9 protein-coding genes are annotated in these 12352 nt (G+C 70.7%); 3 read left to right on the top strand and 6 right to left on the bottom strand.

The genetic code is table 11. The annotated features are described in order from the left end of the window. Entirely contained in the window at positions 1-846 is an 846-nt protein-coding gene (locus tag EXW95_RS00550) for a transposase (protein WP_174365875.1), read from the top strand. 190 nt (positions 847-1036) lie between these two features. Here the strand turns inward: EXW95_RS00550 and EXW95_RS00545 are convergent, their stop codons facing one another. After that, on the bottom strand, positions 1037-1408 hold the full coding sequence (locus EXW95_RS00545) for an HU family DNA-binding protein (RefSeq protein WP_174365874.1): 372 nt from the start codon (positions 1406-1408) through the stop codon (positions 1037-1039). 324 nt (positions 1409-1732) lie between these two features. Between EXW95_RS00545 and EXW95_RS00540 the strand changes: the two genes are divergently transcribed. After that, positions 1733-3382, top strand: a complete 1650-nt coding sequence (locus EXW95_RS00540) for a long-chain-fatty-acid--CoA ligase (protein WP_174365873.1) — start codon at positions 1733-1735, stop codon at positions 3380-3382. Between the two features lie 289 nt (positions 3383-3671). Here the strand turns inward: EXW95_RS00540 and EXW95_RS00535 are convergent, their stop codons facing one another. The 5 genes from EXW95_RS00535 to EXW95_RS00515 are packed head-to-tail and all read right to left on the bottom strand — an operon-like array spanning position 3672 to position 9261. After that, positions 3672-5525, bottom strand: a complete 1854-nt coding sequence (locus EXW95_RS00535) for an ATP-binding protein (protein WP_174365872.1) — start codon at positions 5523-5525, stop codon at positions 3672-3674. After that, positions 5522-5944, bottom strand: a complete 423-nt coding sequence (locus EXW95_RS00530; protein ID WP_174365871.1) for a response regulator — start codon at positions 5942-5944, stop codon at positions 5522-5524. The genes EXW95_RS00535 and EXW95_RS00530 overlap by 4 nt, the downstream gene beginning before the upstream one ends. Beyond that, positions 5941-8241, bottom strand: coding sequence for an ATP-binding protein (locus EXW95_RS00525; RefSeq protein ID WP_174365870.1), 2301 nt, complete (start codon positions 8239-8241; stop codon positions 5941-5943). The genes EXW95_RS00530 and EXW95_RS00525 overlap by 4 nt, the downstream gene beginning before the upstream one ends. Further along, positions 8238-8864, bottom strand: a complete 627-nt coding sequence (locus EXW95_RS00520) for a biliverdin-producing heme oxygenase (RefSeq protein ID WP_174365869.1) — start codon at positions 8862-8864, stop codon at positions 8238-8240. Before EXW95_RS00520 ends, EXW95_RS00525 begins: the two co-directional genes overlap by 4 nt. Then, positions 8842-9261 carry a response regulator gene (locus EXW95_RS00515; RefSeq protein WP_371809851.1) on the bottom strand — a complete coding sequence of 140 codons (420 nt, stop codon included), beginning with the start codon at positions 9259-9261 and terminating at the stop codon, positions 8842-8844. The genes EXW95_RS00520 and EXW95_RS00515 overlap by 23 nt, the downstream gene beginning before the upstream one ends. A gap of 314 nt (positions 9262-9575) precedes the next feature. Here EXW95_RS00515 and EXW95_RS00510 point away from each other — a divergent pair, with 314 nt between their 5' ends. Then, positions 9576-12311, top strand: a complete 2736-nt coding sequence (locus EXW95_RS00510) for an EAL domain-containing protein (protein ID WP_174365868.1) — start codon at positions 9576-9578, stop codon at positions 12309-12311. The last annotated feature ends 41 nt before the right edge of the window (positions 12312-12352 follow it).

Raw genomic sequence — 12352 nt, 5'->3', positions numbered from 1 at the left:
ATGCCTACCAAAGAACTTCCGCTCCATCAGCATACCGTCGTCGACCTATTCATCATCATCTACGTCTACGTCGACGATTACCTCAAGGCCGCTGCACGCAGCGGCCTTTTCACGCTCCCGAACGAGCCGCACCAAAAGGGCAGTTACGCTGAATTGATGACCATTGCGCTCGTCGGCGATTTGCTCGCACAGCCCTCGGCACAGCAGTGGTACGCCCAGGTGCGAGCCACGTATGGCTTCCTCTTTCCCGTCCTTCCGGATCGCACGCGGTATCTGCGGATTCAACAGAATCTCGAACGGATCTACGCGGATCTCGCGTTGCGCCTGCCCCACTTCGACGACGACACGGTGTACGTCATCGACAGTAAGCCGCTGGTGTGTTGTGTCGGAGGGCGGCACAAACGGCCCAGAGCGATGACCACGGCCACCAGTGGCCGTGGTGGTCAGGGAGGATATGGCAAAACGGGGTTCTTTTACGGCTTCAAGCTGCATGCCGTGATCGTCGATCACGGCATGCTCGTGCGCTTTGCCATTGTGCCAGGTCGAGAAGGTGATCCACCGGTAGCACGGGCTCTCCTGGAAGTTCAGGAAGCCAGACTGGTCCTTGGGGATCGGGGATACCAGGGATGCGGCGTGTATGCGCAGCCGAAGAAGAACTTCAAAAGGCCGCGCCCCTGGTGGGGCGCGATGCGGTGGGTTCGGAAGACCATCGAGACTGTTTTTTCTCGGTTGGATCGTTCATTTCACTTGATGCTGCCGCAACTGAATTCAGAGCGCTCCATCCGGGCGCATGTGTGTCGGAAGGTTGCGGCACACAACCTGGGGCTTTTTTTCGGGGCATTCTGATTCCCTAGCACCCGAGGTTGTCAACGAAACAAACGGAATCCGGATGACCCGGCAGGACAGCGCACGGGCCCCTCACGCATCTATAGGTGAGGGGCCCGTGCGCTATCCCCTGCGCCGCGTGTGGGCTTGGCGTGCATGAGAACACGAAAGAGGGGCCGCAGCGCGGCCCCTCCTTGCCGTCAGGCGTGGATTACAGGTTGCCTTTGAGGGTGCTGGCGACCTTGAAGGCCACCTTCTTACCGGCGGGAATCTGGATCTTCTCGCTGGTGCCTGGCTTCACGCCGGTGCGGGCGGCGGTCGCCTTGACGCTCAGGGTGCCCAGGCCGGGCAGGCCGACGCTCTGGCCGCCCTTGATGGCGCTCACGACGACGTCCAGCATGGCGCTGACGGCTTCCTCGCTCTGCTTCTTGGTCAGGCCGGTCTTATCGGCGACCATTTCCACGAGCTGGGTCTTGGCGACCTTGCTGCTCTCGGCCTTGGGGGCGGGCTTGGCGGGAGCGGCCTTGGCAGCGGGCTTCTTGGCGGGGGCTTTCGCAGACTTTTTCGTCATGGTGAGCAGCATGACATAACCCGGCGCACTTGGGAAGGGGGGAGGGACACAGGGAATGCCCTCCAGCACGCCATTTCAGCGCACCTGAAAATAAAAACGACGTCTGGGACGCATTCGGAGCGTATTCATCGATTCTTGCGTGTGGCACGGGAAAACCCCGGCAGGCCCCCTGTCAGGGGCCGTGAGCGGGGTGACGGCGGCGGCGCGCGGCACCTGCGGCCCTCCGGGAACCGGTTTCGCGCTATGCTCCGGCCATCCACAATCCACCCATCCTGCCCACAGCGCCCCTTGCGCCGGGCCACCCGGCACATCCCCATCACCGGAGGTTCCACCCGCATGACCCAGACCGCCCGTTCCACGACTGACCGTTACTGGCCCGAAGGCAAGCCGCGCACCCTGACCCTGCCCCGCACGGGCGTCATGCACAACCTCCGCGTCAGCGCCGAACGCTACCCCGACCGCGTCGCCCTGAGCCACTACGGCCGCACCTGGACGTACGCGCAGCTGCACGAGCAGGCCACCCGCCTCGCCGGTCACCTCGCCGCGCGCGGGGTGCAGCAGGGAGACCGCGTCGCCGTCTGGATGCAGAACAGCCCCGAGTGGGCCGTCGCCGCGTTCGCCGCGTGGCAGCTCGGCGCGGTCGTCGTGCCCCTGGCCCCCATGCTCCAGGCCCGCGAGTTCGGGTTCTTCCTGCAGGACGCCGGCATCCGCGTCGGCGTGATCGGCGCGGAACTGTACGACCGCGCCCGGCAGGCCGGACTGGGCCACGCGGTCGTCGCGAACGTGATGCGCGGCGCGCACGCCGCCCCCGGCGTGCCCCTCCCCGACGGCCTGGACGTCACCCCCGAACTGCACGGCGAGGACGTGACCCTGGAGACCGCGCTGCAGGCGCCGCCCGCGCCGGAAGCCCCGGTCACCGCCGACGACCTGTGCATCATGCCGTACACCAGCGGCACCACCGGCCTGCCCAAGGGCTGCATGCACACGCACCGCAGCGTGCAGGCCAACGTCTTCGGGGCCGGCGCGTGGGTGGACGGCAACGTCGAGGACGTGTTCCTGGCCGCCCTGCCGTTCTTCCACGTCACGGGCTTCATCAACAGCCTCATGAGCGCCCTGAGCATCGGCGCGCAGGTCGTGATCATGTCCCGCTGGGACCGCGACGCCGCCCGCACCCTGATCCGCGACCACGGCGTGACCCTCTGGACGAACACGCCCACCATGATCATCGACCTGATGGCCTCCCCGACCTTCGACCCGGCCGACCTGCGCTCGCTGCGCAACGTCACGGGCGGCGGCGCCAGCCTCCCGGCCGCCGTCGGGCAGCGCCTGCTGGACCTGACCGGCATCCTGTTCCTCGAAGGCTACGGCCTGTCCGAGACCATGGCCCAGTCGCACAGCAACCCCAGGGGCCGCCAGAAACTCCAGTGCCTGGGCATCCCGCTGTTCAACGTGGACGCCCGCATCGTGGACCTCGACACCGGCGCGGAACTGCCGGCCGGGCAGACCGGCGAGATCGTCCTGCGCGGCCCGCAGGTCATGCAGGGCTACTGGAACCGCCCCGACGCGACCGCCGAGGCCTTCACCGACATCGGCGGGGAACGCTTCTTCCGCACCGGCGACCTGGGCTACACCGACGACGAGGGGTACTTCTACTTCGCCGACCGGCTCAAACGCATGGTGAACGTCTCCGGCATGAAAGTCTGGCCCGCCGAGGTCGAGAACCAGCTCCACGCCCACCCCGCCATCCAGGAAGCCTGCGTGATCAGCGTCCCCGACGAGCGCAGCGGCGAACGCGCCCGCGCCCTGATCGTCCTGCGTCCCGGCATGAGCGCCACCCCCGCCGAGCTGGAAGCCTGGGCGCGTGAACAGATGGCCACCTACAAGGTCCCGCGCGACTGGCAGTTCGTCGAGAGCCTCCCGCGCAGCCCCACCGGCAAGGTCGCCTGGCGCCAGCTGCAGGAAGCCGCCCGCGCCGCGACGGCCTGACCCGGACGGCCGTCCGGGGCGCCCCCAACCCGGATCCGAAGCGGGTTGGGGGCGCCCCCCACGCCCCTGCGGGACATCCTCACCGCAGTGCGCGACCGGACGCCTGAACGGGGCCGGTTCATACGGGATGAAATTGACTTGCTTCCAACGTGATTGCCTTCCGTTGTCCCCTCTCCCCCTGTGGGAGAGGGAGGGACTCGCAGAGCGGCGCAACTGAGGCGCGAAGCGACGGAAGGGTGAGGGGGCCACCGGGCGACTCCGAATGATGTGGAATCACTTGAATCCCGTATCAGGCGTCCGGTCGCGGCGGGGCGAGGTCGCTGACCGGCTGCCGGACGCTGGGCATGTCCGGGTCGATGGCCGGGACGACCTCGGGCAGCGTGAAGTGCAGTTCGGTGCCGGGGTCGGTGTCGGGGTTCAGCCAGATGCGGCCGCCGCGCGCCTCGACGATGCGGCGGCACAGGGCCAGTCCGATGCCGTTCCCGGCGTACTGATCGCGGGTGTGCAGCCGCTGGAAGATCACGAAGACCCGCTCGGCGTACTCGGCGGGCACGCCGATGCCGTTGTCCCGCAGCGTGAAATGCCAGGTGTCCCCTGCCTTGGTGGCACTCAGGTGCACGCGGGGGGGCACGCCGGGCCGGTGGAATTTCAGGGCGTTGCCGATCAGGTTCAGGAACAGCTGCGTGAACTGCGTCGGGTTCAGCGTCAGGGTGGGTAGCGGCCCCGCCTCGACCTGCCCGCCGGTCTCGTCGAGCAGGGCCTGGAGCTGCGTGAGGACGTCGCGCAGCAGGACGTTCAGGTCGGTGCGGGTGGGGGGCGTGGGGCGCGCGTGCAGGCGGCTGATCGCCAGCACGTCCTCGATCAGGGTGGACATGCGCTGGGCCCCGTCCACGATGATGCCCATGTAGCGGCGTCCCCGGTCGTCGAGCTGCGCGCCGTAACGGCCCTGGAGCAGTTGCGTGAACGACGCGATGGTCCGCAGGGGTTCTTTCAGGTCGTGACTGGCGACGTGCGCGAACTGTTCCAGGTCGCGGTTGCTGCGTTCCAGCGCGGCGGTGCGGGCCTGGACGCGGTCGTCCAGCGTGTCCCGGTCGCGCTGCACCCGTTCGAGCAGGGCCGCGCGGACCAGCGCGGTGTGCAGCAGCTGCGTGAAGGTCGGCGCCAGCGGGTTCTGATCCCCGGCGGGGCCGCGCAGCAGCTTGCCGAGCGGGTCACCGTCGTGCGTCAGCGGCGTGGTCTGCCAGTCGGGGTCGCCTGCGGTTGCCGGGGGGGGCGCCTCGCCGGGCAGCAGCAGGTGCGCCTCGCTGCCCAGCAGGGCGGGGGCGGCGTCCCGCGCGATCCGCTGCACGTCCACGCGGGTCCGCGCGGCATTCAGCGTGGCGGCCAGCGCGTACAGGTCGGTCAGCTGCCGCGCGTGGGCGTGGTCGCGCGCCTCGATCTCCCGCCGCGGGGTGTCGTCGTACAGGTACACCGTCTGGCCCTGCTCGGCGGGGAACACGCGGGCGTGCAGCCAGCGGCCCTGCGGGGTGAGCAGCTGCGCGCTGCCGCCACCCGCGCCGCGCAGCAGGTCCGGCAGGGGCGTGCCGGTCAGCCAGTCCAGGGTCAGCAGGGACGCGCCGAGCAGCGAGTCGTCCGCGCCGAGCAGCTGCTGCGCCGCCGGGTTCACGCTCTGCACGGTCAGGTGGGCGTCCACGAGCAGCACGCCGTCGGTGATGCTGCTCAGCAGCGCCGCCTGCTGCGTGCGGGCTTCCTCCAGCGCCCGGCTGAGCCGGTGCGTGTTCAGGGCGGCCTGCGCGGCGCGGCGCAGCGCGTCGGGCGTCAGGCGGCCCTTCACGAGGTAGTCCTGCGCCCCGGCGCGCATGGCCTGCACGGCGATCTCCTCGTCGCCGACGCCGGTCAGGACGATCACGGCGCAGTCGGGCCGGAACTCGTTCAGGAACTCGATGCCGGTCATGTCGGGCAGCTGGTAGTCCAGCAGGATCAGGTCCGGGGTGGTGCCGCGCAGCATGTCGGCGGCGTCCTCGCCCAGGCTGGCCTGGCTGAGCGTGACGTGCCACTCGGGCCAGCCGCGCAGGTACCGCAGGTACGTCGCGGTGTCCTCGGGGCTGTCGTCGACGATCAGGACGTGCAGCGGGCGGGTCACAGGTGCTCCCGGTGCGGCAGCTGCGCGGTGTCCAGCCAGAAGGCCAGCGTGCGGCGCAGCTGCTCGGTGAACTGCGTGAAGTTCACGGGTTTGGTCAGGTAACTGTTCGCGCCCAGCGCGTAGCACTCGTTCACGTCCCGCTCGCTGGCGGAGGTGGACAGCACCACGACCGGCAGGGTCCGCGTGCGCGGGTCGCTGCGCAGCGCGCCCAGCACCTCGCGTCCGTCCGTGCCGGGCAGGTTCAGGTCCAGCAGGATCAGGCTGGGCCAGTGCGGCGGCGCGCTGAGCCAGTCGATGGCGTCGTCGCCGTTCACGCAGCGGTCCAGCGGTACCGGGCGCTCCAGGCGCCCCAGCGCCCACTGGATCGCCTGGAAGTCCTCGTCGCTGTCCTCGACGATCAGCAGTCGGTGGTCGCTCACGCGCCCTCGCCGCCCTGCAGCGTGAAGTAGAAGGTGGTGCCCTGACCGTAGGTGCTGACCGGCCAGATCTGCCCGCCGTGCCGCTCGATGATCTTCTTCACGATGGTCAGGCCCGCGCCGGTCCCGCCGCCGTACTGGTCGCGGGCGTGCAGGCGCTTGAAGATCCGGAAGATGTTCTCGAAGTGCCGGTCGCGGATACCGATGCCGTTGTCCTGCACGAACAGCACCCACGCGGTGTCCGGGACGCCGTCCGGGACGCTCAGGTCCCCGCGCTGTCCGGGGGCGAGCGCGCCGACCGTGATGCGGGGCGGCTTGTCGTTGTACTTCACGGCGTTCGACACGAGGTTATTCAGGACCTCGCCCACCCGCACGCGGTCCACGGGCAGCGTCGGCAGGGGCAGGCAGGTCACCTCGGCGCCCGCCTGCTCCAGTCGCGCGGACAGGACGTCCAGGACGTCGCTGAGCAGGTCGTTCAGGTCCGTGTCGCGGAAACTGAGGTCCACGCGTCCCACCCGCGAGTACAGCAGCAGCGAGTCGATCAGGTCGTCCATGCGCTGCGTGAGGCGCACCAGCGTGTGCAGTTTCGACACGCCGTCCTCGTCCAGCTGCTGCGCGTAGGCTTCCAGCAGGAACACCGAGTAGTTGTGCAGGCCGCGCAGCGGTTCTTTCAGGTCGTGGCTGGCGATGTACGCGAAGGCGTCCAGGTCGGCGTTGCTGCGTTCGAGTTCCTGATTGCTGCGGGTCAGGTCCTCGTTCAGGTCGCGCAGTTCCTCGGCGCGGCGCAGCACCAGGTTCAGCAGCGCCCGGCGCAGCGTGCGGGCCGCCGCGATCTCCTCGGGCTGCCACTCGGCGCTGCGGCCCCGCACCGTCTGCTGCCACGCCTCGAAGGACCGCCGGGGGCTCAGGCGTTCGCTGCCGTCCGGCCCCGCCTCGGCCGGTTTGTTCGGGTCGCCGCCCCAGGTGACGGTCTGCAGTTCCTCCGGGCGGAACCACATCACGTAGTCACCCCGCAGGCGCGAGAGCTGCACCGCCAGCAGTCCGCTGGCCGCCCCGGCGTGCGCGTTCGCGTCGGGGAACAGCTCGCCCAGCGAGCGGGTGTGCAGGACCTCCGCGTCGGACTGCGTGCCCAGCCACGCCTGAATGGCGCGCAGTTGCGCGGCGTCCGGCGTGCGCCCCAGGCGGACGACCTCGCCGTCCAGGCACACGGCGGCGCCCCCGGCGTCCACGAACTCCAGCAGCTGCGACCCCTGCCCGACAAGCGCCTCGAGGAGATCCGGGGTGTGCGCCAGGCGTTCCATCAGCTGCGTCTGCGCGGCCCTGAGGTGCAGCTGGTACGTCTGGTCCTGTTTTTCCTGCCACGCGCTGAGCTGCACGCTGGCCACCTGCCCGATCAGTTCGCAGGCCGCGCGGACGTTCGGACTGAGCGTGCGGGGGCTGTCGTGGTGGCAGGCGATCAGACCCCACAGTTCGGCGCCGCGCAGCAGGCTGATGCTCATGGAGGCGCCCACGCCCATGTTGCGCAGGTACTCCAGGTGAATCGGGGAGACGCTGCGCAGCACGCAGTAGCTCATGTCCAGCGGCCCCTCGCCCGGCAGGGCCAGCATCGGCGCTGGAACGTAGTTCACGTCCGTGATGATCCGCAGCATGTTCAGCACGTACAGCGCCCGCGCCTGCTTCGGGATGTCCGACGCGGGGTAGCGCAGGCCCAGGTACGGGGTCGTGCCGGGGCCGCAACGCTCGGCGATCACCGTGCCGGTCCCGTCATCCGCGAACTGGTACACCATGACCCGGTCGAAGCCGGTCAGGGCCTGCACCTCGTGCGCGACGACGTCGGCGAAGCGGCCCTGGTCCGGCGCGGCGTTCATGCGGGCCAGCGCGCCGCGCACCAGCGTGTAGGCGTCGCCCTGCGTCAGCGTCTCGGGGCGCGGCTCGAACTCCAGGACGGTCAGGTCGTCCAGGCGGTGCGCGGTCAGGTCGAACGGCCCGCGTCCCCGCACGGGCGTACTCAGCAGGAACAGCGGGTTGCGGTCCAGTTCCCCGGACGCCAGCGCGTCACCGACCTGCGCGGCCAGGTCCGCGTCCAGCAGGGTCTCCAGAGGCGCGCCGAGCAGGTCGCCCGCCGGAGTGCCCAGCAGCCCCGGGACGTTCGCGCTGAACTGCACGACCAGCCCGCCGCGCAGCGCCACGAGCGCCCCGTGAGGCTGGACGGCGCCCGGAACGTGAATCGGTTCGCGGTCGCAGTTGGTCAGGTCGACCGGCGCGTCGAGCGCCGTGACACGGGCGGGTTCGTGGGTCATGGGGCCTCCGGGGCGTCGGCGGAATACGTGAAGAGTTCGAAGGTCAGTGTAGCGGCCCGTACCGCCCGGGTGGCGAACGCCTCCGGGTCCGGCGCAGACGCGTGCCGCGCGCCGAGCAGCGCCCCGAAGGTCCGCCAGCGCGGCCCGACGTCCGGGCCGTAACTGCGGTAGAAGTGCAGGGTGTCCGGGCTGACGCCCGCGCCGAGCAGGTGCCGGGTCACGACCTGCCCGCCCAGCGTGGCGCCCTCCAGGACGTACGCGCAGCCCCAGGCGTCCGCCTCGGTGCTCAGCCACGCGGGCGGCGGCAGTGTGGGCAGGGGCGGCTGGTTCAGGGCACGCAGGTCCAGGTCCAGCCGTGGCGTCTTGGCGCGGGCCTCCAGGTCCAGTGCAGCCCAGTCGGGGTCCGGCAGGGCCGCTCGCAGCACGCGGTTCAGGCCGTCCTCGAGCGGGGCGTGCCGGGCGCGCTGCCAGGCGAGCACGCGGGCGTACCGCGCGCGGGTCAGGCCCGGCGAGAGCAGGTCCAGCGCCGCCTCGGCCCGGGCGTGCTGCGAGCGCGTCTCGACCTTCAGGCGCGCCAGCAGTGAACCAGTGCCGGAGACGTCATTGGCGGAAGCGACAGTCATGCCAGAACCGCACGAAATGATCGAGTTGCTGCACGAAGCCCGGAAAGTCGCGGCTCTTGACCATGTAGGAACTCGCCAGCAGGTCGTAGGCGCGCGCGACGTCCTGCGCGTTGTCACTGGTGGACAGGATCACGACCGGCAGGTGCCGCGTGCGCTCCGCGGCGCGGATCTCGCGGATGACGTCGAAGCCGCTCATGCGGGGCATATTCAGGTCCAGGATGACCACGTGGGGCAGCGGGTGGGCGCGCAGGTGCGCCAGGGCGCTGGGGCCGTCCTCGCAGATCGCGACGTGCACGGGCGAATCCTGCGCGGCGAAGGCTTCCTCGGCGAGCAGGCGGTCGGCGGGGTCGTCGTCGATCAGCAGGACGTTCAGCACCTCCGGGGGAATGACGGTCACAGGGTTCCTTTCATGGATGCGCCGAGCCTAACAGCTGCCCACCGATGGGAAACAGGACACCTGCACAGAAAAAAACGGATTCTAAAGGTTAGATGAAATCCCCGTCGGGCCTTTTCCGCATGTGACCTCCCCCGCCGGGGGAACTGTCGGGAATGTCCCTCCACGCGCCGGACCGCCATGCCAGAATCGGCCTCAATCACCCCAGGTCCACTCCCCGTTCCAGTCACGCCTCCCGGCACCGGCAAGGTCGCGTCCCAGCATCCCGACCGGTGGAGACAGCCCCCCGCACTGCGCCCCTCCCAGGACGGTCTTTCATGTTGCCCTTCCTCCTGCCGTTCACCCTGTGCCTGATCACCATCGCGGCCGCCGGAACACTCATGCGGGTGCAGGCCCGCACGCACCTCCTCGCCGGACACGTCGGGCGCGGCACGCAACTGCTCGCGGGCCTGATCCTGGGCAGCGGCCTGTGGGGCGCGCAGATCCTCGCCCTGCGCGCCCAGGCCCTGCACGCCCCGGCGCCCGCCGCCGCACTCCACTGGCTGGTCAGCGTGAGCGTCGCCACCGGCTTCCTGCTGTGGTACCGCCACCACGCCCTCGACCGACCCGCCCGCGTGACTGTGACCCTGCTCCTGACCGTCACCGCCGCGCAGATCGCGGGCCTGAGCGGCTACCCCCTGCCGCTGACCACCGCGCACGCCCCGCAGGCCCTGAGCCTGTACCTGCTCGGCGCACTCGGCGCCCTGGCCGCCGCCACCCTGACCCGCCGCCCCGGCCTGAGCCGCGCCGGACAGCTCGGCGCCGTCACGCTGGGCCAGAGCCTGAGCGTCACGCTGATCACCCTGGCCGCCGCCTCGCTGCTGCCCGCCGGAACGCCCGTCCCCGCCGCGACCCTGCCCGCCCTGGCCCTCGGCACCGCCGCCGCGCTGTTCCTGACCGTCGCCGCCGCGCTGCTCGGCGACATGCAGCAGCGCCGCGCCGCGCGACTCGCCACGCTGGTCGCCGAGCGCACCGCCGAACTCCGGGCAGAACGCGACTTTCACGTGGCGCTCCTCGACAGCCTGAACGACGAGGTCATCATCAGCGGCGCCGACGGACAGCTCATCCAGCACAACAGCGCCGCCGCGCAGCTGCACCGCGCCCCCCTCACCGGCACCCTCGCACCCGACTGGGCCGCCACCTACGGCCTGCACACCCCCGACTTCACGCGCCTGCTGCGCGCCGGGGAGGTGCCGCTCGCCCGCGCCCTGAACGGCGAAACCGTCCGCGCCGCCCTGATCGGCATCGAAGGCCCGGAGGGGCAGCGTATCGTCAGCTGCAACGCCACCCCGGTCCGCGCGGGGGACGGCCAGATCAGCGGCGCCGTCGTCGCCATGAACGACGTCACCACCCGCGAACAGGCCGGGCAGGAACTCGCCCGCACCGCCGCCCAGCACGCCCAGATCCTCGACTCCCTGGACGAGGGGCTGCTGCTGCTGGACCCCGACGGCCGCGTCCTGTCCCGCAACGGCCGCGTCCGTGAACTGCTCGGCCCGCACAGCGACGCCGCCACCACCCTGGCCGAACTGCTCGCGCCGCTGACCGTCCGCGACCCCCAGGGCCGGGTCCTGCGCGGCAAGAGCCCGAACTTCCGGGCGCTGCTCGGCGGCGAGGTCCGCAGCGCCCAGTCGATCATGCACGTCGAGCGGCCCGACGGGCGGCACCTGTGGCTGCACAGCCGCGCCCAGGCGACCCTGCAGGGCACAGAGGTCAGCGGCGCGCTGTACCTGCTGCGCGACGTGACCGACACGCACGAACTGCACGCACAGCTCACTCGCGTCACGCGCTACGCACCCCTGACCGCGCTGCCCAACCGCGCGCACTTCGAGGACCTCGCCGCCACGCTGCCCGCCCCGGATGGCCGCACACTGCTGGTGACCCAGTGCCTGAACATCACCGACCTGCGCGCCGTGCCGGGCACGCTGGCCGACGACCTGACCCTGGCGTTCACCGCCGCCCTGCGGCGCAGCTACCCCGACGCCCTGCTGACCGGACAGCTCGACGAGCGCACCTTCGCGCTGATCCTGCCCGGCCCGGAGACACGCCTGCGCGGCGCGCTGCTGGACCCCATCCCCCTGCGCGGCGAGCAGGTCTTCCCCCGCGTGCGCGCCTGCGCCCGCCCCTGGCCCGCCGCCGAGGCCCTGGGTACCACCCTGCACGCCGCCGAGACCACCCTGAGCGTCGCCCCCGAGGGCACCCTGCTACCCGCCGAGGACCACCACGTCCAGGACCGGCAGCGCCGCGTTCACCTGGAAGGCGCGCTGCGGCGCGCCCTGGCGACCGCCGACTTCCGGGTGCACTACCAGCCGATCATCGAACTGACCAGCGGCGCGATCGTCAAGGCCGAGGCCCTCATCCGCTGGACCGACCCGGTGGCCGGACGCGTCCCACCCGACGTGTTCGTCCCGCTGGCCGAACAGCTCGGCCAGATTCACGTCATCACCGACCACGTCATCCACGCCGCGCTGCGCGAGGCCCGCCGCGCCAGCCTCACCCTGAACCGGACCGTCCGCATCGCCGTGAACCTGTCCCCCAGCGAACTGAACGCCCCGGACTTCATGGACCGCATGCACCGCCTGATCCACGACCACCCGGACGCCGCCCGCCACCTGGCCTTCGAGGTCACCGAGAGCGGCGCCCTGATCAACCTCGAACAGACCGCCCGGCACCTCACCACCCTGCGCGAATGGGGCTTCGGCCTGGCCCTGGACGACTTCGGCACCGGCCACTCCGCCCTGAGCCTCCTGCAGCACCTCCCGATCCACCACCTGAAACTCGACCGGACCTTCGTGTGGGGCATCGAGGGCAACGACCGACTCCAGATCCTGACCGGCGCCGTCATGGAACTCGCGACCCGACTGAACTTCGCGGTGGTCGCCGAGGGCATCGAGACCACCGCCCACGAGGCGATCCTGCGCGAGATGGGCTGCACCCTCGGACAGGGCTACCTGTACAGCCCCCCCCAGGCGCAGCCCGACTGGGCCGCACTCGACGGCTGGGCCACCACGCCCTGATCCGGCGCGCAATTGCGAATCCCGGCACGCCGTCACGGCCC

The organism is Deinococcus sp. JMULE3, from assembly GCF_013337115.1.
Classification (GTDB): domain Bacteria; phylum Deinococcota; class Deinococci; order Deinococcales; family Deinococcaceae; genus Deinococcus.
The sequence above is the reverse complement of the archived record's forward strand: the minus strand, read 5'-3'. Positions and strand labels throughout refer to the sequence as shown.

Excerpts from the sequence above, each read along its gene's own strand:
- EXW95_RS00525 (WP_174365870.1), bottom strand. The coding sequence starts at position 8,241 with ATGACCCACGAACCCGCCCGTGTCACGGCGCTCGACGCGCCGGTCGAC.
- EXW95_RS00510 (WP_174365868.1), top strand. The coding sequence starts at position 9,576 with ATGTTGCCCTTCCTCCTGCCGTTCACCCTGTGCCTGATCACCATCGCG.
- EXW95_RS00540 (WP_174365873.1), top strand. The coding sequence starts at position 1,733 with ATGACCCAGACCGCCCGTTCCACGACTGACCGTTACTGGCCCGAAGGC.
- EXW95_RS00545 (WP_174365874.1), bottom strand. The coding sequence starts at position 1,408 with ATGCTGCTCACCATGACGAAAAAGTCTGCGAAAGCCCCCGCCAAGAAG.
- EXW95_RS00550 (WP_174365875.1), top strand. The coding sequence starts at position 1 with ATGCCTACCAAAGAACTTCCGCTCCATCAGCATACCGTCGTCGACCTA.
- EXW95_RS00520 (WP_174365869.1), bottom strand. The coding sequence starts at position 8,864 with ATGACTGTCGCTTCCGCCAATGACGTCTCCGGCACTGGTTCACTGCTG.